Below are 21,629 nucleotides of genomic sequence, written 5' to 3' on the forward strand. Positions count from 1 at the left end.
ATACCGCCCCTCGATGGGCCTGGCTCACCGAGGGGCGGTCAAGCCCGTACGGTGCTTGAGCAAAACTCACGCGCGAGCGGTCGAAGACCGGGAGCGAGGGTATAAACGCCTTCCGCCGGCAGTGTTGTGAGCCGGTGTTGCAGAAAAGCCGCGATCCGGATGCCGTGTGCAGAACAGTCAGGAAGTTTTATGCCGATCATTACCTATATCGATTCGACTGGGGCTGCGCGCAGCGTCAATGCCGCTTCGGGCTCCACAGTCATGGAGACCGCCGTCCGCAACGCCATTCCGGAAATCGTGGGCGAGTGCGGGGGCGCGTGTGCCTGTGCCACCTGCCACGTCTATGTCGATGACATGTGGGTCGACATCGTCGGCGAACCCGTAGACATGGAGGAGGATATGCTCGACTTCGCGCTCGACGTGCGGCCGAACTCCCGACTCTCCTGCCAGATTCGCGTCAGCGACGCGCTCGACGGGCTCGTTGTTCACACGCCGGAACGTCAGGCGTAATAATATGGACGGCGCGCGATTCATGCGTGCGATTGATGCAGGACAAGGCCGCAGGCGGCCATCGCCGCGATAGTGAGCCTGTTGAGCGAAGGAGAGCGGACCATGTTCAAGAAGATTCTCGTTCCGGTCGACCTGGCGGATCTCGATATCGCGCGCAAGGCTGTCGCGCGGGCGGCGGCGCTGGCGCGGGAATCGGGCGGCACCGTGCGGCTCGTCTATGTGCGCTCCGTGCTGCCGGTGTCGTTTGTGGAGTTCGTGCCGCCGGATTTCGACGAGGAGCAGGCGAAGCAGGCGGCCGACGATCTGACGGAGTTCGCCAAGAGCGTTCCCCTGCCGCCCGAGCGTGTTTCGACCGCTGTGCGGCTCGGCGCGGTCTACAATGAGGTGCTGGAGGAGGCGTCGGAGATGGGCGCGGACCTGATCGTCGTGTCTTCGCACCAGCCGGGCGTCTCGACCTACCTCATCGGCTCCAACGCCGCGACCATCGTGCGCCACGCCACCTGTTCCGTGCTGGTGCTGCGCGACTAGAGGCTGCCTTGTTTCAACGTAAACAGGACAGATTCCGGTTTCCGTGAATTGAGGCATGATCTGACACGCCAGCCGCCGAGCCGGTAAGCGACTCGGAAACGATGAAGGCCGGCGTCCTCGCGGGCGCCGGCCTTCCTATGAACGGGGTGAAGAGGCGGTCAGCGCTGGTGGCGAGGCCCGCCGGGGCCGCCGAGCGCATCGCGCAGCAGCACGCCAAAACGCCGCTTCTGGGCATCGTTCAGGCTGTCATAGAGCGGCTTGGCCGCCTCGGCCACCTTGGTGAGATTGTCCGCACGTGCCCGCAGGCCCTCGGCCTGCCAGGAGAGCACCTGCAGCACATCGCGGCGCTCGCGGCGTTCCCCGCTATCCGCCTCGCTGTCATCCTCGTCGCGGCCGGCGCGACGTTCGGCGAGCCGTTCCGCGCGCTCGTCGGCGATGCCGCGCAGCGCGGTTTCAAGGGCGGTCCAGTGGGGCTCCTGCTCGGACGTGAGCTGCAGGCCGGCCTTCAGGGCCGCGAGTCGGGCGGCGACGAAAGCGGCGCGGTCCTCAGCGGAGAAGCGCGGACCCTGCTGGCGGTCGCGCTCGACCTTCTCCACCGCGGGCTTGCTGTCCTTCTGGTCGGCCTGGGCGAACGCGGGCGTCAGGCCGGCGAGAAGCAGGGCGGTGGAAGCGGCAACGATTGCTTTTTTCATATCCGGTCGTCCTTTCGGATCACTCTCGGTTGCGATGCAAAAAAATATGCCGCCGCCCCGGCCCGCATTCAAGTTAACTTTCCTTAAGGTGGCAGAAGCCATTATTAAATTTATGTAACATATGAAACAATAAAGAGAAATTGTATTTAAATATCTAAATTTTTTATTAAAAAATCATCAAATAATATCGATTTTTTTATGAATTACGTATTTTGATTTTCTTTAAATAATAAAATAAAGGAATTTTGAATTATGTTCATTAATTGTTCTTGAGTGGCGCTGATGGCTGTACTATTGTGCTCGCACATGGAGCGCCGGTGTGCGGTTTTCGGGGATGATGGATGGTTGCGCGGGTTGCGACGGTTGCTTTCGAGGGGATCGAGGCGCGCCCCGTCGACGTGCAGGTGCTCGTGTCGTCGGGGGTGGTGGCGTTTTCCGTCGTCGGCCTGCCGGACAAGGCGGTCGGCGAATCGCGGGAGCGCGTACGCGCCGCGCTTGCGGCCTCCGGGCTGGCGATGCCCGCGAAGCGCGTCACCGTCAATCTCGCGCCGGCGGATATGCCGAAGGAGGGCTCGCACTACGACCTGCCGATCGCGCTGGCGGTCATGGCGGCGATCGGCGCCATTCCGGCCGATGCGCTGGCCGGTTACGTCGTGCTCGGCGAGCTGGCACTCGACGGCACGTTGGCGTCGGTGGCGGGCGCGCTGCCGGCGGCCATGGCCGCGGCGGAACGCGGGCTCGGCCTCATCTGCCCGGCGGCCTGCGGTCCGGAGGCGGCATGGGCGGGCGGCGATCTCGACATCGTGGCGCCTGCCTCGCTCGTGCAGCTCGCCAACCATGTCAGGGGCACGCAGGTGCTGGCGCGTCCCTCGCCGGCGGTGGAGCGGGCAGGCGCGCCGATGCCCGATCTCGGCGACATTCGCGGGCAGGAGAGCGCGCGCCGCGCGCTGGAAATCGCCGCGGCCGGCAACCACAACCTGCTGCTGCACGGCCCGCCCGGCAGCGGCAAGTCGATGCTCGCGAGCCGCCTGCCGTCGATCCTGCCGCCACTGACGCCGCGCGAACTGCTGGAGGTGTCGATGGTCCATTCGGTCGCGGGCCTCCTTGCCGAAGGCGCGCTCACGGACAGGCGGCCGTTCCGCGCCCCGCATCATTCCGCCTCCATGGCGGCGCTTGTCGGCGGCGGCGTGCATGCGCGGCCCGGCGAAGTGTCGCTGGCGCACAATGGTGTGCTGTTCCTCGACGAATTGCCCGAGTTCGCGCCCCAGACGCTCGACGGCCTCCGCCAGCCGATGGAGGCCGGCGAGGTGCTGATCTCCCGCGCCAACAGGCGGGCGGTCTATCCAGCGCGCTTCCAGCTCGTCGCTGCGATGAACCCCTGCCGCTGCGGCCATGCGACGGAACCGGGCTTCGCCTGCCGGCGCCAGCCCAACGACCGTTGCACGGCGCAATATCAGGCGCGCCTTTCCGGCCCGCTGCTCGACCGCATCGATCTCGCCATAGAGGTGCCGGCAGTGACGGCCGCCGATCTCATCCAGCCGCAGGCGGCGGAAAGCTCGGCCGCCGTCGCCGCGCGGGTGGCGCGGGCGCGGGACATGCAGGCGCGCCGCTATCGCGCCCTCGGCCTCGCCGCCGGCGGAACCAACGCCCACTGCCCGCCGCCGCTGCTGGAGGAGGTGGCGCAGCCGGACGGCGCGGGCCTCGTCCTGCTGCGTGACGCGGCCGACTCCATGCGCCTGTCGGCCCGCGGCTATCACCGCGTGCTGCGCATGGCGCGCACCCTCGCCGACCTCGACGGTGAGGAGAGAGTCGGCCGGCGGCATCTGGCGGAAGCGTTGTCCTATCGCGGCGGCATCGGGCGGATCGCGGCGGCGGCATGAGAGGAATGGTTGTTGCGTGCATGCAACAGTTTTTTATCAACATGCATATTCCGCCCGGTGTTAACCGCATTGCAATAACTTGCTGGCGGCGGGCGCGTCATGGCCCTATGGTAACAGGCAAGGGACAGTCGACGCAGTCTGGTGAGCGTGAGCATGATCATAGACGTAAACGAAACAGGCGATCTCCATGACGTGATGGACGAGAAGCGGGCAGCGCTCTTCTATCTGAAGGAGGCGTTCGCGGAGGCGCAACTCGACGGTCTGGACGAGGATTGCATCGCGCATGCGGCGCTGTTCGCCGCCTTTCACACGCTGGTCGCGACCTACGGCGAGGAAGCCGTGGCGGATTTCGCCGAGCGCCTGCCCGACCGCGTCCGCGCCGGCTGCTTCTCGTCCCGCCCCCGCCACTGAAGGCCGGGTGCGTTTTCAGGGAAGCTTCTCAGCCCGCAAGCCGCCGTTCCCACGTCCATGCATGGCGAATGATGGTGGAGAGGTCGTCGAAACGCGGCGCCCATCCCAGCGCGAGGATGCCACCGTTGGCGGCGATCAGCGAGGCGGGGTCGCCGTCGCGCCGCGGCGCATCGCGGGTCTCGACGGCCTGGCCGGTGACGGCTCGCACGGTGGCGACGACGTCCCGCACCGACGAGCCGTGCCCGTAGCCGCAATTCAGCGTCAGATTGCCGCCCCCGTCGCGCAGATGCGCGAGCGCCAGCATATGGGCGCCGGCGAGGTCCGAGACGTGGACGTAGTCGCGCAGGCAGGTGCCGTCGGGCGTCGGATAATCTTGGCCGAACACATCAATATGGGACCGGCGGCCGAGCGCGGCGGCGAGCGCGACCTTGATGAGATGGCCGGTCGGCGTCGACTGGCCGGCACGGCCCAGCGGGTCGGCCCCGGCGACGTTGAAATACCGCAGGATGGCGAATTGCAAGCCGTGCGCCGCCGCCGTGTCACGCAGCATCTGCTCGACCATGAGCTTCGACCAGCCGTAAGGGTTGATCGGCGCCAGCGCCGTCGTCTCGGGAATGGGCGACACCGTTGCATCGCCATAGACGGTGGCGGTGGAGGAGAAGATAAAGCGTTTCACACCCTGCCGGACGGCGGTCTCGATGAGCGCGCGGGTCCCGACCACGTTGTTGAGGTAGTACCCCAGCGGATCTGCGACCGATTCCGGCACGCTGATGCTGCCCGCGAAATGGATGATCGTGTCGACGGCATGGTCGCGGACGATGCGCGCGACCAGCCCCGCGTCACCAGCGTTGCCTTCGTAAAAGGGCGTGGCGCTGGGAATGGCCTCCCGGCGGCCGACGGAGAGGTCGTCGAGCGCGACGGCCGCCTCGCCGCGGTCGGCGAGTTCGAGCACCATGTGGCTGCCGATGTAGCCAGCTGCGCCTGTGACGAGAACGGCCATTTGAACTCCATGTCCAGGATGGATGACGTGGCGAATCTCCGACATATATGTCGGAGGTTCCCGAAAGTCAGCAGGTTTGTGAAGGGTGCGCCATGCGGCTGAAAAGCGAAATCTGGGTGTCGGCTTATCTGCGCCGCTGCGCGGTGGAGGGGGCTTTCGCGGTGTTGCGCCGGCGTGGCGCGGCGGAGGCGGGTGCGATCTTCGTGCTGGTCGACCGGCTCGACGGCACGGCCCGGCTTTTCGGTCCCGCGCCGCAGAGCCTGGCGGACGAGGATGCGGGCGTGCGCCTCTTCGCGCCTGTTCCCCTGAAGTCCGGGCCGACGCCGGCTGCCGCGGAAGAGCGGTTGCGGCGCGAGATCGACTTCGATTCCGATCTGTGGATCGTCGATGTCGAGGATCGCGAGGGGCGACATTTCCTTGATCTGGCGCGGGAATAGGGTAGCGGAAGCGAGGCCGGAAGCACGCCGCCGCTCCACCCGTCTGTCTTCGCATCAGACCGGCAGTTCCCCGTCCCAAGGCGGGGAGGGGGAGAAGCGCTCGCCCAGGAAATCGATCAGCGCGCGTACCTTGGCCGGCGGCTGCCGGTCGTGCGGGAAGACGGCGTAGACGTTGCCGGTGTCCACCAGCGGCCGGTCGAGGACGATCGGCTTCAGCCGGCCGGCGCGGATCGCGTCGCCGACAAGGAAAGTCGGCTGGTAGATGATGCCCTGTCCGGCTTCCGCCGCGATGACGAGCACGTCGCCGTTGTTGACGCGCAGGTTGCCGGACACGCGCACCGTCTCGCCTGTATCGCCGAACGGCCAGCGGTCGGCGCCGAGGCGCTGGGACAGCGTGTAGCCCAGGCAGTTGTGGCGGGCGAGGTCGGCCATGGAGCGGGGCGTGCCGTGGTGGTTGAGATAGGCCGGAGCGGCGCACAGCAGGTTGTGGCAGGGCGCGAGCTTGCACGCGATCAGCCGCGAGGGCGCCAGCGTGCCGATGCGCACGGCGACGTCCCAGCCCTCGTCGACGAGATCGACCACACGGTCGTTGAGCCCGAGTTCGATGTCGAGCTGCGGATGCGCCGACAGGAACGCCGGCAGGGCTGGCGCGATCTGGCGGATGCCGAAGGAAAACGGCACGTTGAGGCGCAACACCCCGCGCGGCTCGACGTTGCCGGCGCCCGCCTCCGCCTCGGCTTCGTCCACTTCCGGCAGGATGCGCAGGCAGGCATCGTGAAAGCGCCGGCCCGCCTCGGTCAAGGTCAGGCGGCGGGTTGTGCGATGCAGCAATTTCGTGCCGAGCCGTGCCTCAAGGGCCGCGACATGTTTCGTGACCATGGTTTGCGACATGCCGGAAAGCCGCGCCGCGGCAGTGAAGCTGCCGGAGGCGACCACTTTCGCGAACACGCTCATGCCCGTCAGCCGGTCGAGCATCGTCCATCCCTCGTCGTCATCAATCTCACACCCTTGGTTATAATTATAATGCACGCAGACGTGATTAACACCATGGGTGAAATTAACGATATTGCTTTGCAGCATTGCGGCCACTTCCGTCACCGGTCTCCGGCGGCCGCATTTCCGACACCGCAAGGAGCAACCCATGTCACTGATCGCCACCCTTGACAATTTCCGTCCGAAGGCGCTCGCCGTCCTGCGCATCGCGTCGAGCCTGTTCTTCCTGCAGCATGGCCTCGCCAAGCTTATCCGCTTCCCCTATGTCGAGCAGCTTGCGAATGTCCCGCTGCTGTCGCAATTCGGCATCGGCGGCATCATCGAGGTAGTGGGCAGCGTCCTGATCCTGATTGGTCTCTATACGCGCGCGGCCGCCTTCGTCCTTTCCGGCCTCGCGGCGGTGGCGTACTTCCAGTTCCACAGCCCGCACAGCTTCTTCCCGATCCTCAACGGCGGCGAGCTGGTGGCGCTGTTCTCGTTCGTGTTCTTCTACCTGATTTTCGCCGGCCCCGGCGCCTGGAGCCTCGACGGCCGTCGTGGCGAGGCGTGATACGCGCCGTGATGTGACAGAATGCGAATGACATCTCGCCGGGCGTTTCCTTTCCGGAATGCCCGGCGTCCCGGGGGGCAAAGGCAACAACAACGTTACAGAAAGCCACGATCATGACCAGACTTCCCGTCATTGAACCCGAACGGACGCCACGGCCCATAGATCCGGGCGTGCGTATCGGCCATGTGCATCTCAAGGTCGCCGATCTCGACCGCGCGCTCGCCTTTTATAACGGCGTACTCGGCTTCGAGCTGATCCAGCGCTATGGCACGCGGGCGGCCTTCATCTCCGCCGGCGGCTACCACCACCACATCGGGCTCAACACCTGGGAGAGTGCCGGCGGTCGCCCGCCCGCACCCGGCACCACGGGCCTGTATCACCTGGCGATCCTCTATCCCACACGCGCCGCCCTCGCCGATGCGCTGCGCCGGCTGATCGCGGCGGGCATCGAACTCGACGGCGCGAGCGACCACGGCGTCAGCGAGGCGCTCTATCTGCGCGATCCGGACCAGAACGGCGTCGAGCTTTACTGGGACCGCCCGCAGGACGAATGGCCGCGCAACCGCGACGGCGTGCTCACCATGGTGACGGAGCCGCTCGACCTGCGCGGGCTGCTGGCGGCGGTGTAACTCCGGGCATTCTCCGGTTTTTCCGAAGCGGAGAGCGCGCCGGCGGGATCACATGTCCGTGTGCCGCGCCGCTGCGCGACGCCTGCGGACGGCCTGCCGGACGGAGGGAGAAGAAGGACTGGGCGCCGGATCCTCCATCGGCCAGTCGACGATGCGCGCCGGCAGGTCGTCGACGGCGATTTCCTCCTCCGTCGCGGAAATGCGCCCCCGCGCCGAGATGCCAGCGCTGTGCACCGTTTCCGGATCGCCCGACACCAGCGGATGCCACCAAGGCAGGTCCGCACCCTCGCGGATGAGGCGATAGCCGCACGTCGGCGGCAGCCAGGTGATGCGCGCCACCTCCTGCGGGGTGAGGCGGATGCAGTCCGGCACCTTCCGGCGCCGGTTGGCATAGTCGCTGCAGCGGCAGGTGCCGGCGTCGAGCAGCTTGCAGGAAACATCGGTGGCGTAGACCCGTCCGGTGTCCTCGTCCTCCAGCTTGACGAGACAGCAGCGGCCGCAGCCGTCGCACAGCAGTTCCCATTCCTCCGGCGACATCTCGTGGAGCTTCTTTGTCTTCCAGAAAGGCAGGTCGGAACTGCTCAACGTGGTTTCTCCGGGAACAGGGCGTGGCGGTCGCGACGGCCGTGGCGCGGGGCGCCCGGCGGCGGATCGGGACGGCGATGTGAGTTCCATACAACAATGTTTGCCAAAGCACACCCCGGTTAAGGATGTCGATCTTTGATGGGCGGCATGCGATTGCGATGCGACCAAATGTGAACTACCAAAGGAGCAGTCATCAGCCTCGCCCCGGGGAGCGATCGCGGTGTTCAGGTTCGGCAGGCCATCCCTTTCCAAGCGTCTGAAGCGCGCCGCGCTTGCTGTTGACTCGTGGCTGGACGCCTCCCTCTACAGCGCCGGTTCGGGGTTCGGGGAAATCTGGCAGAAGATCTCCGCGCGCATGGACAGGCTCGCCGTTACCGGCGTGCGGCGCGTGCTGGTGGAGTGCGCCAGCGAGGCGGCGACGCTGTCGGTGGCCGGCGGCATGCTGCTGCTGGCCTTCGCCCAGTCCGCCTTTCAGGAAACGAGCGACGACTGGCTGAAAAAGCCCGAGTTCGCTGTCACCTTTCTCGACCGTTACGGCAACGAGGTCGGGCGGCGCGGCATTCTGCACGACGATTCGCTGGCGCTCGACGAATTTCCCGATGTGCTGATCAAGGCCGTGCTCGCCACGGAGGACAGGCGCTTCTACCAGCACTTCGGCATCGACGTCATCGGCACGATGCGTGCGTTGACTGCGAACGCGCAGGCGGATGGCGTGGTGCAGGGCGGCTCGTCCATCACCCAGCAGCTTGCGAAGAACCTGTTCCTGAGTAACGAGCGCTCGATCGAGCGTAAGGTCAACGAGGCATTCCTGTCGCTCTGGCTGGAGTCGCGCCTGTCGAAGAACGACATCCTGAAGCTCTACCTCGACCGCGCCTATATGGGCGGCGGCACGTTCGGCGCGGCGGCGGCGGCGGAGTTCTATTTCGGCAAGTCGGTGCGCGACGTGACGCTGCCGGAGGCGGCGATGCTGGCGGGCCTGTTCAAGGCGCCGTCGAAGTACGCGCCCCACGTCAACCTGCCGACCGCCCGCGCCCGCGCTTCGGACGTGCTCGGCGCCATGGTCAACGCCGGCTTCATCAGCGACGGGCAGGCCGAAATCGCGCGGCGCAACCCGGCGACGCCGGTGGACCGAGAGCGGGACGCGAGCCCCGACTATTATCTCGACTGGGCTTTCGACGAAATCCGCGCCATGGCGCAGGAAGGCGCGCTGCGGGGCGAACGGGTGCTCATCGTCAAGACGCCGCTTGACATGTCCGTCCAGCATCTCGCGGAGACCTCGCTGGAGGAGGGCCTGCGCCAGGACGGCAAGCGCTGGGGCGTGAAGCAGGGGGCTATCGCGGTGCTCGATCCCGATGGCGCGGCGCGCGCCATGGTGGGCGGGCGCGACTATGGCGAAAGCCAGTTCAACCGCGCCACGCATGCGCTGCGCCAGCCGGGCTCCTCCTTCAAGCCCTTCGTCTACGCGGGCGCGATGATGGACGGCCTCGTCACGCCGGACAGCACCATCGTCGACGGCCCGACCTGCATCGGCAACTGGTGCCCCAACAACTACAGCCGCGGCTATGCCGGCCGCATGACGCTGACGGCCGCGCTGCAGCGCTCCATCAACACGACGCCCGTGCGGCTCACCCTGATGATGGGCAAGGGCAACGCCCGCAACGGCCTTGCGCGCGTGATCGAGATGAGCCACGCCATGGGCATCACCACGGAGCTGCGCAACACCGCGCCGCTGCCCATCGGCGCGGAAGGAGTGCGGGTGCTCGACATGGCGGCGGGCTTCGCCGTGTTCGCCAACGGCGGCCTGCGCGCGAAGCCCTATGCGGCGGTGGAAATCCGCAACGGCCACGGCGACGTGATCTGGCGGCACGACCGCGACGCGGGTGAGCCCGCGCGCGTGCTGACGCCGGAGGTCGCGGCCGGTATGAACTTCATGATGAACAAGGTGGTGGAAGCCGGCACGGGCCGGCGTGCGCGCATCGAGGGCGTTCCCGTCGCGGGCAAGACCGGGACGACGAACGCCTACCGCGACGGCTGGTTCGTGGGCTTCACCGGCAATCTGGTGGCAAGTGTCTGGCTCGGCAACGACGACTACAAGCCCGCGAACCGCATGACCGGGGGCACGCTGCCGGCGCAGATCTGGCAGATGATGATGGTGCGCGCCCATCGCGGGCTGACGCTGCGACCGATTCCCGGTGTCGACATGGTCCCGGCGGCCGCGACCGCGAGCGCGGCGGAGGCGGCGGAAGACGAAGCCGGCGCGCCGATCAACCTTTCCCGGCAGTCCTATGAGCTGCTGCAGGGCATGAACACGCTCTTCCACGAGGCATCCGCGACCCTGCCCGGCGGCACGGCGAAGGCGGCCGCGCAGGGCGATGCAGCGATTCCGCGCGCGGGGGCGGGAACGGCAGCGGCCGCGGAGGCGCCCGAGGCGCTTCACCTCGCGGCGCGCAACGTCGCGGTGCCGGCACCGGCGGGCGAGGCGGCGCCATGACGGCTGCCATGAGAGGCGCCACAAGGGGCGCCACGGGGCGGGACGGCCTGACACGCGCAGCGGCCGGGCGATTCCGTGGCGGCGCGCGCTCCTTGGGCTTGCGTTGATTCCGTGCGCGTCATTCTCGCCATCCTCACCGCCCTTTTCATCGCCGCCGCGACCGGTCTCGGCTCGGCCTGGTATCTGACGCGCGGCGAGCCGCCGTTCGGCGGGGTGCAGGTGGGGCCGTGGACGGCGTGGCCGGACGTCGGCTCGCCGGCCATCGATCCCTATGCGCGGGCGATCGTGGCGCGCACAGGGGCGCTGCCGCTCGGCGCGGGCGAGGGGCTTGCCCTCTCCGCGACTCATGATAGCGAAGGGCGGGCGCTCGACGGCGCCTGCACCTATGCCATGCGCGGCGCCCTGCCGCCCTCGCGGGCGTGGACGCTGACGGTCTACGATGCCGACGGCCGTTTGCCGGCCAACGACACCGGCCGCAACGGCTTCACCTCCTACGAGTTGCTGCGCCGCCCGGACGGCACGGCGGAAATCCTGCTCTCACGCGCGGTCGAGCCGGGCAACTGGCTGATGCTGCCGCAGACGCAGCGCTTTTCCCTCATGCTGCGCCTCTACAGCGCACCGCTTGCCGCGATCACTGGCGCCGTGGAGGCGGCGGCGCTGCCCGCCATCGACAGGCTGGCCTGCCCGTGAGATCGTGACGATGAAAGCGCGCGCATGAAGAGCACCAGAGTCCTCAAGCCCAATATCCCGGGCGGCCCGGCGCGCCGGTCGGCGCGCGGCGGGCGCTTGCGGCGGGCGGTGGCGTGGCTGACGAGCACGATGCTTTATGCGCTGGCGCTCGGTCTCGCGCTTGGCGGGCTCGTTCACATCGTGACTGTGTTCGCCATCCCGCTGGTGGGATCGAGCGATGCCGTCAGCCGTCTGTCGCGCGAGTTGGCGCCGGATGCGCCATCCGCGCAGACGGGGGAAATAGGCGCTGGCGGCTTCGTGCCGCCGTGGCCCGACCCCGCTTTCGTCACCACCTATTGCCGTTTCGACCTGACGCGCGGCCCGCAGCGGATCAGCGCCCGCGCCGGCGACGGATTCGCCGGCCTTTCGCTGCACGGGCAGGGCGGCGGCGTGCTTTATGCGGTGACGGACGAAATCGCGCAGGACGGCGAGCTGGTACTGCTGGTGCTCACGCCCGATCAGGCCGCCGACGACCCGGGCGAGGCCGGCGCCGAGGTGCGTTTCGTCGCGCCGGTGAACCGGGGCATCGCGACCACAACCGGCCTCGCCGTCTATCGCGTGCTGGCGCCGCTGCCGAGCCTGCGGGAAAAGGCGCGCGAGACGGCTGCGTCGCTTCGCTGCGAGGAAGCGGCGCCCTGACGCGCGCGCCTCTGGCAAACCGCCGCGATCCGGGGTATGGAGGCGCATGGCTCCACCTCTGCTTCTCCTTCAGGATATTCGCCTCACGTTCGGCGGCACGCCCTTGCTCGAAGGCGCGGAACTCTCCGTGTCGGAAGGCGAACGCCTGTGCCTCGTCGGCCGCAACGGCTCCGGCAAATCCACGCTGCTCAAGATCGCGGCCGGGTTCGTGCAGGCCGACTCCGGCACGCGCTTCGTGCAGCCGGGCTCCACCGTGCGCTACCTGCCGCAGGAGCCGGACCTGTCCGGCTTCGGGAGCACGCTTGCCTATGTCGAGGCCGGACTCGCGCCGGGCGACGACACCTATCGCGCCGCCTATCTGCTGGAACAGCTCGGCCTCACGGGTGCGGAGGAGCCGTCGAACCTCTCCGGCGGCGAGGCGCGGCGGGCGGCGCTGGCGCGGGCGCTGGCGCCCGAACCCGACATCCTGCTGCTTGACGAGCCGACCAACCACCTCGACCTGCCGGCCATCGAATGGCTGGAAAGCGAGATCCGCGCCATGAAGTCGGCGCTGGTGCTGATCAGCCACGACCGGCGCTTCCTCGAAAACCTCTCGCGCGCCACCGTCTGGCTCGACCGGGGCGTCGCGCGCCGCCTCGACAGGGGCTTCGCCGCTTTCGAGGAGTGGCGCGACGCCGTGCTGGAGCAGGAAGAGGTCGAGCACCACAAGCTGGCCCGCCGCATCGCCGCCGAGGCGGACTGGATGCGCTACGGCGTCACCGCCCGGCGCAAGCGCAACATGCGCCGCGTGCGCGAGCTGCAGGACATGCGCAAGGCCTTCCGCGAGCACCGCCGCGCGGCAGGCTCCGTCACCATGACGGTGACGGAGGGCGAGACGTCCGGCAAGCTCGTCGTCGAGGCGAAGAACATCGGCAAGCGCTTTGGCGACCGTGTGATCGTGGATGATTTCTCCATCCGCATCCTGCGCCACGACCGTATCGGCATCGTGGGGCCGAACGGTGCGGGCAAGACGACGCTGCTCAACATGCTCACAGGCGACCTCGCGCCCGACAGCGGCTCCGTCAAGCTCGGCGCGAACCTGCAGATGGCCTTCCTCGACCAGCGCCGCGCCACCCTTGCGCCCGAGACGACCCTGAAGGACGCGCTCACCGGCGGCGGCACCGACACGGTGACGGTGGGCGGCGTGGTGAAGCACGTCGCCAGCTACATGAAGGACTTCCTGTTCTCGCCGGACCAGCTCAACACGCCTGTTTCCGTGCTGTCCGGCGGCGAGCGGGGGCGGCTCACGCTGGCGCGCGCGCTGGCGCTGCCATCGAACTTCCTGGTGCTCGACGAGCCCACCAACGACCTCGACCTCGAAACCCTCGACCTGCTGGAGGAGATGATCGCCGACTATCCCGGCACGGTCATCCTCGTCAGCCACGACCGCGATTTCCTCGACCGCACCGTCAACGCCGTGGTGGTGGCCGAGGGCAACGGGCGCTGGCAGGTTTACGCGGGCGGCTACACCGACATGCTCGCCCAGCGCGGCGAGGGGGTGACGGCGCGCAAGGCCGACAGCAGGCCCGCGGCCGAAAAGTCGAAGGCCCCGGCACCCGTGGCGCCCGAGGCGGAGAGGAAGCGCAAGCTCACCTTCAAGGAAAAGCACGCGCTCGACACACTGCCCGAGCGCATCGCGGCGCTGGAGCGAGATATCGCCAAATTGCAGGCGCTGCTCGCCGATCCCGAACTCTACACCCGCGAGCCCGCCAAGTTCGAGAAGGCCAACACGCTGCTGGCCCGCGCCGAGCAGGAGCGCGCCAATTGCGAGGAGGAATGGCTGCGGCTCGAACTGCTGCGCGAGGAACTGGAAGGCTGATGCCGGAGGCCGTTCCCGCCGCCATCCGCATCGACCGGCCGGACGATCCCCGCATCGCCGCTTACACGGACATCCGCGAGCGCGATCTCGTTGGCCGTGGCCGGCGCTTCGTCGCGGAGGGCGAAACGGTTCTCGCCGTGTTGCTGCGCCAGAGGCTGCACGCCATCGAATCGCTGTTCATCCTGGACAAGCGCCTGCCGCTGCTCGCCGGTCTGCTGGCGCGCCTGCCGGACGGCGTGCCGCTCTACACGGCGAGCCGGGAGGTGATGGACGCCGTTGCCGGCTTCCCCATCCATCGGGGCATTCTCGCGGTGGGGCGGCGTGGCGAGCCCGGGGAAGCAGGGGCGTTTCTCTCCCGCCTGCCGGAGCGGGCGCTCGCGGTCGGGCTCGTGGGGCTTGCGAACCACGACAACGTCGGCGGCATCTTCCGCAACGCGGCCGCCTTCGGCGCAGATGCGGTTCTGCTCGACGGGACGAGTTGCGACCCGCTTTATCGCAAGGCGATCCGCGTGTCGGTGGGCGGGGCGCTCTGCGTGCCGTTCTTCCGCGCCGCCTCCGCCCACGCGCTGGTCGATGTTCTGGAAGGCGCCGGGTTCGCTGTGCTGGCCTTCAGCCCGCGTGGGAGGGAAGAACTGTCGGCGCTCACGCCGCCGGCGCGCGCCGCGCTGCTGCTCGGCACCGAGGGGCCCGGTCTGCCCGACGACGTGCTGGCACGCTGCCGCACGGTCTCGATCCCGATGCACGGTGCGTTCGATTCGCTCAATGTCGCGACCACGAGCGGCATCGCCCTCCATCACTTGGCCCTGCACCACCCGGTCAGCCGTTCAGCGCCGCGTTGAAGTGAGCGAGGAAGCGCGCCTTGGCGGTTTCCGCGTCCCACGGCTGCAGGAAATCCTCGCCGCCCCGTGGCAGCGGCACGACCTTGCCGAAGAAGCCGCGCGCCTCATCGAGATCGAAGCCGGCCAGCCGCGTCGCCTCGTAGAAGGCGGCTGCCCGGTCCGCGCGCTTGATGGCCCCCGCCAGCGCCGGCGACGGCTGCGGCGGCAGGCCGAAGCGGATGTGGATGGCTGCGAGCAGCCGCTTCTCGACGTCGCGGTAGCTGTCACCGAGCACGGCCTTGAAGGGCGAGATGATGTCACCGACCACGTATTCCGCGCCGTCGTGCAACAGCACGGCCAGCCGCGCCTCACGGGTCAGCGCCGGGTCGGCGGCGGCATCGGCGAACAGTTCCACCAGCAGCGTGTGCTGGGCGACGGAGAAGATATGCGCGCCCTTTGTCTGCCCGTTCCAGCGCGCGACGCGGGCAAGGCCGTGGGCGATATCCTCGATCTCGACGTCGAGCGGGGAGGGATCGATCAGGTCGAGCCGGCGGCCGGACAGCATCCGCTGCCATACGCGCGGCGTCCTGGAGGGGCGGGCGGCCATGGTCAGCGGCGAGGCGGAAGGGCGAGAGCGGCGCATTCGGCATGGCGGCAGCAATCGACCATGTGGTCGTTCACCATGCCGACCGCCTGCATGAAGGCATAGGTGATGGTCGGGCCGCAGAATTTGAAACCGGCCTGCTTCAGCGCCTTCGCCATCTTCTGCGACTGTTCCGTCTCCGCCGGCACGTCCGCGCGATTGCGGAAATGATTGATGCGCGGGCGGCCGTCGACGAAATCCCACAGGAAATCGCTGAAGGAACCGCGCTCCTGGATCGCCAGCCAGACGCGCGCGCTCTCGACTGTGCCGTTGATCTTGGCGCGGTTGCGCACGATGCCGGCGTCCTGCATCAGCGCCTCGACCTTCGCGGCGTCGAAGCGCGCGATCGTTCCGGGATCGAAATCGGCGAAGGCGGCGCGAAAGTTGTCACGCTTGCGCAGGATGGTGATCCACGACAGGCCCGCCTGAAAGCCGTCCAGAATGAGCTTTTCGAACAGCGCCCGGTCGTCGTATTCCGGCACGCCCCATTCCTCGTCGTGATAGGCGACGTAGAGCGGGTCCTGGCCCGGCCAGAGGCAGCGGCTCCTGCCGTCCGGGTGCAGCTTCACGAAATCGCTGGCGGGCAGGTCAGTCATGCGGGGGCTCTTCCTCGCCGGGGAAGGGGAAGCGGATGAAGGCGGGCTTGTCGAGGGTCAGCGCGACGCCGTCCGCCGTCACCGGCTCGCCGGCGGCGATGGCCTCCGCCGCCCTGTCGAGGCGCAGGCTCGCCAGCGCCCTGCCCGGGATGGCCGTGCCGACGCGGCCGGAAACCTTGCCGCCCGTCAGCACGTCAGCCCCTTCGGCGGGGCCGGCGCCATCGAACGTGACGGGCACGATGCGCGTGCGCGCCGTCTTGCGGTGGTGCATGCGCGAGACGACCTCCTGCCCCACGTAGCAGCCCTTGTCGAAGGCGACGCCCTGCAACTGGTCCATCAGCACCTCGTGCGGAAAGGCATCGCCCCACGGGAAGTCCTTTCCGCCCTCCGGCACGCCGAGCCGCACGCGGTGCGCGTGCCACGCCGCCGCGTCATCGCCCAGCGCCGCGACGCGCTCGCGCTCCGCGACGATCCGCGTGCCGAGTTCCGCCAGCCGCGGGTCGGTGAAGGCGATGCCGAGCCCCGCCGGCGGCGCGTCGTCGCCCCAGACAACGCCGACGCCCAATGTCTCCGACAGATCCTCGACGATGACCTTCGCACGCAACTTGTAGAAATTCAGCCGTCTGGCCAGCGTCTCGGCCTGATCGCGCGCGACGTCGAGCAGGAAGCCGCCGCGCTCTTCCGGCATGGCGACGGCGAGGCCGTCGAACAGGATCTTGCCCTGCGGCGTCAGCAGCCCGAACCAGCGCGCCTCGCCGGGCGCCAGGTTCTCGACGTGGCTGGTGACGAGGTTCTGGAGAAAATGGCGGGCTTCCTCGCCGACCACCTTCACCACGCCCCTGTCCGCAAGGAAAGTCTTCGGCATGGGATCAGAGTCCGAGTTTGCGCCGGCGCTGCGCCAGCGTGCGCAGACGCAGCGCGTTGAGGCGGATGAAGCCCTGCGCATCGCGGTGGTCGTACGCGACAGCGCCGTCCTCGAAGGTGACGAGGTCCTGATCGTAGAGAGAGAACGGGCTCTCGCGGCCCACGATATGCACGCCGCCCTTGTAGAGCTTTAGCCGCACCCGGCCGGTGACGAATTCCTGGCTGGCATCGATGAGCTTCTGCAGCAGTTCGCGCTCCGGCGAGAACCAGAAGCCGTTGTAGATAAGCTCGGCATACTTCGGCATCAGCTCGTCCTTGAGGTGCGCGGCACCGCGGTCGAGCGTGATCTGCTCGATGGCGCGGTGGGCGTACCACAGGATGGTGCCGCCGGGCGTCTCGTACATGCCGCGCGACTTCATGCCGACGAAGCGGTTCTCGACGAGGTCGAGGCGGCCGACGCCGTTGATGCGGCCCAGTTCGTTGAGCTTCGTCAGCAGGCTTGCCGGCGACAGCTTCTCGCCGTCGATGGCGACGGCGTCGCCCTTCTCGAAATCGACGGTGATGTAGGTCGGGTGATCGGGCGCGGCCTCGGGCGAGACGGTGCGCGAGAACACGTATTCCGGCACTTCCTCGGCCGGGTCCTCCAGCACCTTCCCCTCGGAGGAGGTGTGCAGCAGGTTGGCGTCCACGGAGAAGGGCGCGTCGCCGCGCTTGTCCTTGGCGATCGGAATCTGGTTCTGCTCGGCGAATTCGACGAGCTTCGTGCGCGAGGTGAGGTCCCACTCGCGCCAGGGTGCGATCACGGTGACGTCCGGCTTCAGCGCATAGTAGCCGAGTTCGAAGCGCACCTGGTCGTTGCCCTTGCCGGTGGCGCCGTGGGAGACGGCGTCGGCGCCGGTCTTCTCGGCGATCTCGATCTGCTTCTTCGCGATCAGCGGACGGGCGATGGAGGTGCCGAGCAGATAGAGCCCCTCGTACTGGGCATTCGCGCGGAACATCGGGAAGACATAGTCGCGCACGAATTCCTCGCGCAGATCCTCGATGAAGATGTTCTCGGGCTTGATGCCGAGCAACAGCGCCTTCTGGCGGGCGGGCTCAAGCTCCTCGCCCTGGCCGAGATCGGCGGTGAAGGTCACCACTTCCGCCTGATAGTTGGTCTGCAGCCACTTGAGGATGATGGAGGTATCGAGGCCGCCCGAATAGGCGAGCACAACTTTCTTCACACGCTTGTCTGTCATTGTCTGGTCCATGCGGCGGGCGACCCTCGCCGGGGGTTTTATTGTCGTTGCCGGATTCCGGCCCTCATTGCGATCCGGCGACTATAGTAACACCGGCGCCGCGCGCAACCCTCCACTTCAAAGATGACCTTTGCGGCGGTCTCTGCTAGGAGGCTGCGAGAACCAGTCCGCCGGAAGGAAAGCCGCTCATGTCCGCCGCACCGCATGCCGCCCCCGTGCCTCTCGCCGCCCGTCCCTTCGGCCCGCTCGCGGGCCGCGCGCGCATTCCCGGCGACAAGTCGATCTCGCACCGGGCGCTGCTGTTCGGCCTGCTCGCCATCGGCGAGACCCGCGTGACCGGCCTGCTCGAAGGCGAGGACGTGCTGCGCACGGCGGATGCTGTGCGCGCGCTCGGCGGTGTCGCGGAGCGGCTGGGCGAGGGCGAATGGCGGGTCGTGGGCGTCGGCATCGGCGGCCTGCAGCAGCCTGCGGGTGTGCTCGACTTCGGCAATGCGGGCACGGGTTCTCGGCTCACCATGGGCGTCGCCGCCAGCCATCCGATCACCGCGACCTTCGACGGAGACGCCTCGTTGCGCAAGCGGCCGATGCGGCGCATCGTCGATCCGCTGGTGCGCATGGGGGCCGAGGTCGTGTCGGAGGCCGAGGGCGGGCGGCTGCCGTTGACGATTCGCGGCCCGCGCGAGACGGCGCCGATCGTCTATGAAACGCCGGTGCCCTCCGCCCAGATCAAGTCGGCCGTGCTGCTCGCGGGGCTCAACGCGCCCGGCAAGACCACGGTGATCGAGCAGGAAGCCTCGCGCGATCACACGGAGCGCCTGTTGCGCCACTTCGGCGCGGAGGTCGTCGTGGAGCCGCACGGCGAACACGGCAGGCGCATCACGCTCACCGGCCAGCCGGAACTGCGCGCGGCGCCCATCGCCGTGCCTGCCGATCCATCCTCCGCTGCCTTCCCGCTGGTTGCGGCGCTCATCGTGCCGGGCTCCGACATTGTGCTCGACAACGTGATGGTCAACCCGCTGCGCACCGGCCTGTTCGCCACCCTGCGCGAGATGGGGGCGGATATCGAGGAGCTGAACGCGCGAGAGGAAGGTGGCGAGACCGTCGCGGACCTGCGCGTGCGCGCGGGCACCCTGCGGGGCGTCGATGTGCCGGCCGAGCGCGCGCCTTCCATGATCGACGAATATCCGGTGCTGGCCGTGGCGGCCGCCTTCGCTTCGGGCGAGACGCGCATGCGCGGCCTGCACGAGCTGCGCGTGAAGGAATCGGACCGCCTGCAAGCCGTCGCGGACGGGCTGGCGGCGGCGGGCGTCGGCGTGCGCATCGAGGGCGACGATCTTATCGTCACCGGCGGCAACGGCGAGGTGCGTGGCGGCGGCACGGCGGCGACGCATCTCGATCATCGCATCGCCATGGCGTTCCTGGTGCTGGGGCTCGCCGCGCGCGCGGGCATGCGCGTCGACGACGGCACCATGATCGCCACCAGCTTCCCGACCTTCGTGCCGCTGATGCGCGAACTCGGCGGCGACATCGACGCCGGACTGCAGGGTGGAGGAGCCGGCGCATGATCATCGCCATCGATGGTCCGGCCGCCTCGGGCAAGGGGACGCTCGCGAAAAGGCTCGCCGCGCATTTCGGCCTGCCGCATCTCGACACCGGCATGCTCTATCGCGGCGTCGCGCGGCAGATGCTGGACGAAGGCGCGCGTCTTGAGGACGTCGACGCCGCGGCGGGGTTCGCCCTGAGTTTCGAGCCGGGCCTGATCGATGACGAGCGCTTGCGCGGCCGTGAGATGGGTGAGGCGGCATCCGTCGTCGCCGCGCATCCGCCCGTGCGCGCGGCGCTGCTCGCCCTGCAGCGCGCCTTCGCCGAGCAGCCGGGCGGCGCGGTGCTCGACGGGCGCGACATTGGCACGGTGATCTGCCCGGGGGCGGACATCAAGCTGTTCGTGACCGCGACCCCCGAGGTGCGGGCGCGGCGGCGGGCGCTGGAACTCGCGGGACGCGGCGAGCCCGTCGACGAAGCCGCGATCCTCCTGGACATCCGCCAACGCGATGCCCGCGATTCGCAGCGTGACGCCGCTCCGCTCGTAAAGGCGGACGATGCTGTGGTGATCGATACGTCGGCGCTCGATGTGGCGGGCGTTGTGGCGTCGGCGCTCGCCATCATCGCGGGCAAGAGGCACCGGATCATTTCATCGTTTCAGTGAAACGATCCGGAGGCGCGCCACTCTCACCGGCTCCCGACGAACCGTCGCAGGATGTAATAGGTGCCGGCGATGCTGAGCAGCAGGAGCAGTACGCTCCACCAGAAGCCGCCGCGCGTTTCCGTCAGCGGCAGGTTGGCGACGTTCATGCCGAAGATGCCGGCGATCAGCGCGGGCGGCATGAAGAAGGTCGTCATCATGGTGACGATATAGAGGCTGCGGTTCGATTCGTTGGCGATGCGGGTCGAGATTTCATCCTGGAGTATCTTGGCGCGGCCCTGTTCCGAGACCGTGTCATGATCGAGGACGTCGAGCCGTTCCACATAGACATGCAGCGCCCTGCGCCGGTCGTCGGGCGGCATCGCCGTTTCCGCGCACTCGACCTGGAAAACCGTCTGCCGCAGGATCAGCGTCTGGCGATGGACGCGCGCCATGGCGCGGCGCAGGGGGCCGAGCAACTGGGTGGTATTGGCCTTCATCCGCTCGCTCAGCACGTGGTCCTCGATGTCGTCCAGCTCGTCGGAGGCGGCGGCGCTCGCCGCCTCCAGCCGCTGCGTGATCTGGCCGACGAGCGCGCCGAGGAGGATGACCGGCGTGGCGAAGTGCTGGCCTTTGTCTGTCGCGGCGACGACCTCCGCGACGGCCGCGACTTTCCGCCGCCGCCCGGTGATGATGAAATCCGCGCCCACGAGGCATTGCAGGAACGTCATTTCGTCGGTCGGCGTATCGAAGTTCAGCGCGCTGTCGGGCAGGCTGAAGTTCAGCACGCCGTCCTGGCAGGCCACGGATCGGCGGCCAGTGCTGGTGATGAAGCGCTGGCGCAACGGCTCCGGCACGAAGGGCAGCCCGCCGATCCAGTTTCGCGCCCGCGTATCGACGAGATCGACGTGAATCCAGACGAAGCCGCGCGTGCCGTCCTCGTCGGCGGGGCAGAGGAGTGTGTCGAGGGCCAGCGCCGGCGGATCCTCTTCCCGGATGCCGTCCCAATGCGCCTGGCCGTTGCCGTCGAAGCGGCACAGCCACATGGTATCGCGCGTGTCGCTGATGATCGTGGCCAGTGGTGTCTGCTGCATGGTTTGCCTTCCGCATCGCCTGTCAGGGCGAATCCGTCTGATCGTCCGGGACACTCCCCCGGAGCCGTCCGGTTCTGTTGTCGGCGCAATAGCCGACATACGAATGACGGATATGATAAACGTGCTTTACCCGGCTGCGCACCATCTGCTCCGCTCGGCGATGGGGGCTGAAGCAATTTCAGCAAAAGCGGACGCCGTTCTTGCGTCGTAAGTTGTTAAAAAGCAAACACATAGGCCGTTTTCGCATTTCAACGAAACGTGG

The 21,629-nt window shown here is 68.0% G+C and carries 23 protein-coding genes; 14 read left to right on the forward strand and 9 right to left on the reverse strand.

The window, feature by feature from the left end:
- Positions 1 to 189: 189 nt before the first annotated feature.
- Positions 190 to 510, forward strand: coding sequence for a 2Fe-2S iron-sulfur cluster-binding protein (locus ACFFJ7_RS07015; protein ID WP_166948311.1), 321 nt, complete (start codon positions 190 to 192; stop codon positions 508 to 510).
- Positions 511 to 612: 102 nt separating this feature from the next.
- Complete coding sequence (locus ACFFJ7_RS07020) at positions 613 to 1,038, forward strand: universal stress protein (protein WP_166948312.1); 426 nt, start codon at positions 613 to 615, stop codon at positions 1,036 to 1,038.
- Between the two features lie 158 nt (positions 1,039 to 1,196).
- On the opposite strand, the gene ACFFJ7_RS07025 is transcribed toward ACFFJ7_RS07020, so the two are convergent.
- The gene (locus ACFFJ7_RS07025) at positions 1,197 to 1,730 is read right to left on the reverse strand and encodes a Spy/CpxP family protein refolding chaperone (RefSeq protein WP_377591434.1); all 534 of its coding nucleotides are present in this window, start codon (positions 1,728 to 1,730) and stop codon (positions 1,197 to 1,199) included.
- Positions 1,731 to 2,071: 341 nt separating this feature from the next.
- Between ACFFJ7_RS07025 and ACFFJ7_RS07030 the strand changes: the two genes are divergently transcribed.
- Positions 2,072 to 3,610 carry a YifB family Mg chelatase-like AAA ATPase gene (locus tag ACFFJ7_RS07030; RefSeq protein ID WP_377591436.1) on the forward strand — a complete coding sequence of 513 codons (1,539 nt, stop codon included), beginning with the start codon at positions 2,072 to 2,074 and terminating at the stop codon, positions 3,608 to 3,610.
- Positions 3,611 to 3,763: 153 nt separating this feature from the next.
- Positions 3,764 to 4,021 carry a hypothetical protein gene (locus ACFFJ7_RS07035; RefSeq protein ID WP_166948315.1) on the forward strand — a complete coding sequence of 86 codons (258 nt, stop codon included), beginning with the start codon at positions 3,764 to 3,766 and terminating at the stop codon, positions 4,019 to 4,021.
- Positions 4,022 to 4,049: 28 nt separating this feature from the next.
- On the opposite strand, the gene galE is transcribed toward ACFFJ7_RS07035, so the two are convergent.
- Positions 4,050 to 5,021, reverse strand: a complete 972-nt coding sequence (gene galE, locus ACFFJ7_RS07040) for a UDP-glucose 4-epimerase GalE (protein ID WP_377591439.1) — start codon at positions 5,019 to 5,021, stop codon at positions 4,050 to 4,052.
- A 92-nt stretch (positions 5,022 to 5,113) separates the two neighbouring features.
- On the opposite strand from galE, the gene ACFFJ7_RS07045 reads away from it, so the two are divergent.
- The gene (locus tag ACFFJ7_RS07045; RefSeq protein ID WP_166948317.1) at positions 5,114 to 5,458 is read left to right on the forward strand and encodes a DUF1491 family protein; all 345 of its coding nucleotides are present in this window, start codon (positions 5,114 to 5,116) and stop codon (positions 5,456 to 5,458) included.
- A gap of 54 nt (positions 5,459 to 5,512) precedes the next feature.
- Here the strand turns inward: ACFFJ7_RS07045 and ACFFJ7_RS07050 are convergent, their stop codons facing one another.
- Complete coding sequence (locus tag ACFFJ7_RS07050) at positions 5,513 to 6,433, reverse strand: LysR family transcriptional regulator (protein ID WP_377591441.1); 921 nt, start codon at positions 6,431 to 6,433, stop codon at positions 5,513 to 5,515.
- 166 nt (positions 6,434 to 6,599) lie between these two features.
- On the opposite strand from ACFFJ7_RS07050, the gene ACFFJ7_RS07055 reads away from it, so the two are divergent.
- Together ACFFJ7_RS07055 and ACFFJ7_RS07060 are read left to right on the forward strand one after the other, a co-directional pair.
- Positions 6,600 to 7,001, forward strand: coding sequence for a DoxX family protein (locus ACFFJ7_RS07055; protein WP_166948319.1), 402 nt, complete (start codon positions 6,600 to 6,602; stop codon positions 6,999 to 7,001).
- A gap of 113 nt (positions 7,002 to 7,114) precedes the next feature.
- Positions 7,115 to 7,630 (forward strand): VOC family protein, encoded by a 516-nt coding sequence (locus ACFFJ7_RS07060; protein WP_377591444.1) that lies wholly within the window; start codon positions 7,115 to 7,117, stop codon positions 7,628 to 7,630.
- Positions 7,631 to 7,678: 48 nt separating this feature from the next.
- Here the strand turns inward: ACFFJ7_RS07060 and ACFFJ7_RS07065 are convergent, their stop codons facing one another.
- Positions 7,679 to 8,215, reverse strand: coding sequence for a YcgN family cysteine cluster protein (locus ACFFJ7_RS07065; protein ID WP_377591446.1), 537 nt, complete (start codon positions 8,213 to 8,215; stop codon positions 7,679 to 7,681).
- 220 nt (positions 8,216 to 8,435) lie between these two features.
- Here ACFFJ7_RS07065 and ACFFJ7_RS07070 point away from each other — a divergent pair, with 220 nt between their 5' ends.
- The 5 genes from ACFFJ7_RS07070 (at position 8,436) to ACFFJ7_RS07090 (ending at position 14,771) form a co-directional block, all read left to right on the forward strand.
- Positions 8,436 to 10,706 carry a transglycosylase domain-containing protein gene (locus ACFFJ7_RS07070; RefSeq protein ID WP_377591448.1) on the forward strand — a complete coding sequence of 757 codons (2,271 nt, stop codon included), beginning with the start codon at positions 8,436 to 8,438 and terminating at the stop codon, positions 10,704 to 10,706.
- Between the two features lie 111 nt (positions 10,707 to 10,817).
- A complete protein-coding gene (locus tag ACFFJ7_RS07075; protein ID WP_377591450.1) occupies positions 10,818 to 11,396 on the forward strand; it encodes a DUF1214 domain-containing protein in 579 nt (192 codons plus the stop codon).
- A gap of 24 nt (positions 11,397 to 11,420) precedes the next feature.
- Positions 11,421 to 12,074 carry a DUF1254 domain-containing protein gene (locus tag ACFFJ7_RS07080; protein ID WP_377591452.1) on the forward strand — a complete coding sequence of 218 codons (654 nt, stop codon included), beginning with the start codon at positions 11,421 to 11,423 and terminating at the stop codon, positions 12,072 to 12,074.
- A 46-nt stretch (positions 12,075 to 12,120) separates the two neighbouring features.
- A complete protein-coding gene (locus ACFFJ7_RS07085) occupies positions 12,121 to 13,932 on the forward strand; it encodes an ABC-F family ATP-binding cassette domain-containing protein (RefSeq protein WP_377591454.1) in 1,812 nt (603 codons plus the stop codon).
- Positions 13,932 to 14,771 carry a TrmH family RNA methyltransferase gene (locus ACFFJ7_RS07090; protein WP_377591456.1) on the forward strand — a complete coding sequence of 280 codons (840 nt, stop codon included), beginning with the start codon at positions 13,932 to 13,934 and terminating at the stop codon, positions 14,769 to 14,771. Before ACFFJ7_RS07085 ends, ACFFJ7_RS07090 begins: the two co-directional genes overlap by 1 nt.
- Here the strand turns inward: ACFFJ7_RS07090 and ACFFJ7_RS07095 are convergent.
- Genes ACFFJ7_RS07095 through ACFFJ7_RS07110 form a run of 4 tightly spaced genes read right to left on the reverse strand, consistent with a single transcriptional unit; the run spans position 14,749 to position 18,091 of the window.
- Positions 14,749 to 15,393 (reverse strand): HD domain-containing protein, encoded by a 645-nt coding sequence (locus ACFFJ7_RS07095; RefSeq protein ID WP_377591458.1) that lies wholly within the window; start codon positions 15,391 to 15,393, stop codon positions 14,749 to 14,751. The genes ACFFJ7_RS07090 and ACFFJ7_RS07095 overlap by 23 nt on opposite strands.
- On the reverse strand, positions 15,360 to 15,989 hold the full coding sequence (locus ACFFJ7_RS07100) for a DNA-3-methyladenine glycosylase I (RefSeq protein ID WP_377591460.1): 630 nt from the start codon (positions 15,987 to 15,989) through the stop codon (positions 15,360 to 15,362). The genes ACFFJ7_RS07095 and ACFFJ7_RS07100 overlap by 34 nt, the downstream gene beginning before the upstream one ends.
- Positions 15,982 to 16,854, reverse strand: a complete 873-nt coding sequence (gene ygfZ, locus ACFFJ7_RS07105; protein WP_377591462.1) for a CAF17-like 4Fe-4S cluster assembly/insertion protein YgfZ — start codon at positions 16,852 to 16,854, stop codon at positions 15,982 to 15,984. The genes ACFFJ7_RS07100 and ygfZ overlap by 8 nt, the downstream gene beginning before the upstream one ends.
- 4 nt (positions 16,855 to 16,858) lie before the next feature.
- On the reverse strand, positions 16,859 to 18,091 hold the full coding sequence (locus ACFFJ7_RS07110; protein ID WP_166948354.1) for an argininosuccinate synthase: 1,233 nt from the start codon (positions 18,089 to 18,091) through the stop codon (positions 16,859 to 16,861).
- Positions 18,092 to 18,279: 188 nt separating this feature from the next.
- On the opposite strand from ACFFJ7_RS07110, the gene aroA reads away from it, so the two are divergent.
- Positions 18,280 to 19,656, forward strand: coding sequence for a 3-phosphoshikimate 1-carboxyvinyltransferase (gene aroA / locus ACFFJ7_RS07115; protein WP_377591464.1), 1,377 nt, complete (start codon positions 18,280 to 18,282; stop codon positions 19,654 to 19,656).
- Positions 19,653 to 20,297: a (d)CMP kinase gene (cmk, locus tag ACFFJ7_RS07120; protein WP_377591466.1), complete on the forward strand. Its 645-nt coding sequence runs from the start codon at positions 19,653 to 19,655 to the stop codon at positions 20,295 to 20,297. Before aroA ends, cmk begins: the two co-directional genes overlap by 4 nt.
- A gap of 23 nt (positions 20,298 to 20,320) precedes the next feature.
- Here the strand turns inward: cmk and ACFFJ7_RS07125 are convergent, their stop codons facing one another.
- Entirely contained in the window at positions 20,321 to 21,367 is a 1,047-nt protein-coding gene (locus ACFFJ7_RS07125) for a CorA family divalent cation transporter (RefSeq protein ID WP_166948360.1), read from the reverse strand.
- Between the last annotated feature and the right edge of the window lie 262 nt (positions 21,368 to 21,629).

The organism is Pseudochelatococcus lubricantis, assembly GCF_042432495.1.
GTDB lineage: Bacteria > Pseudomonadota > Alphaproteobacteria > Rhizobiales > Beijerinckiaceae > Pseudochelatococcus > Pseudochelatococcus lubricantis.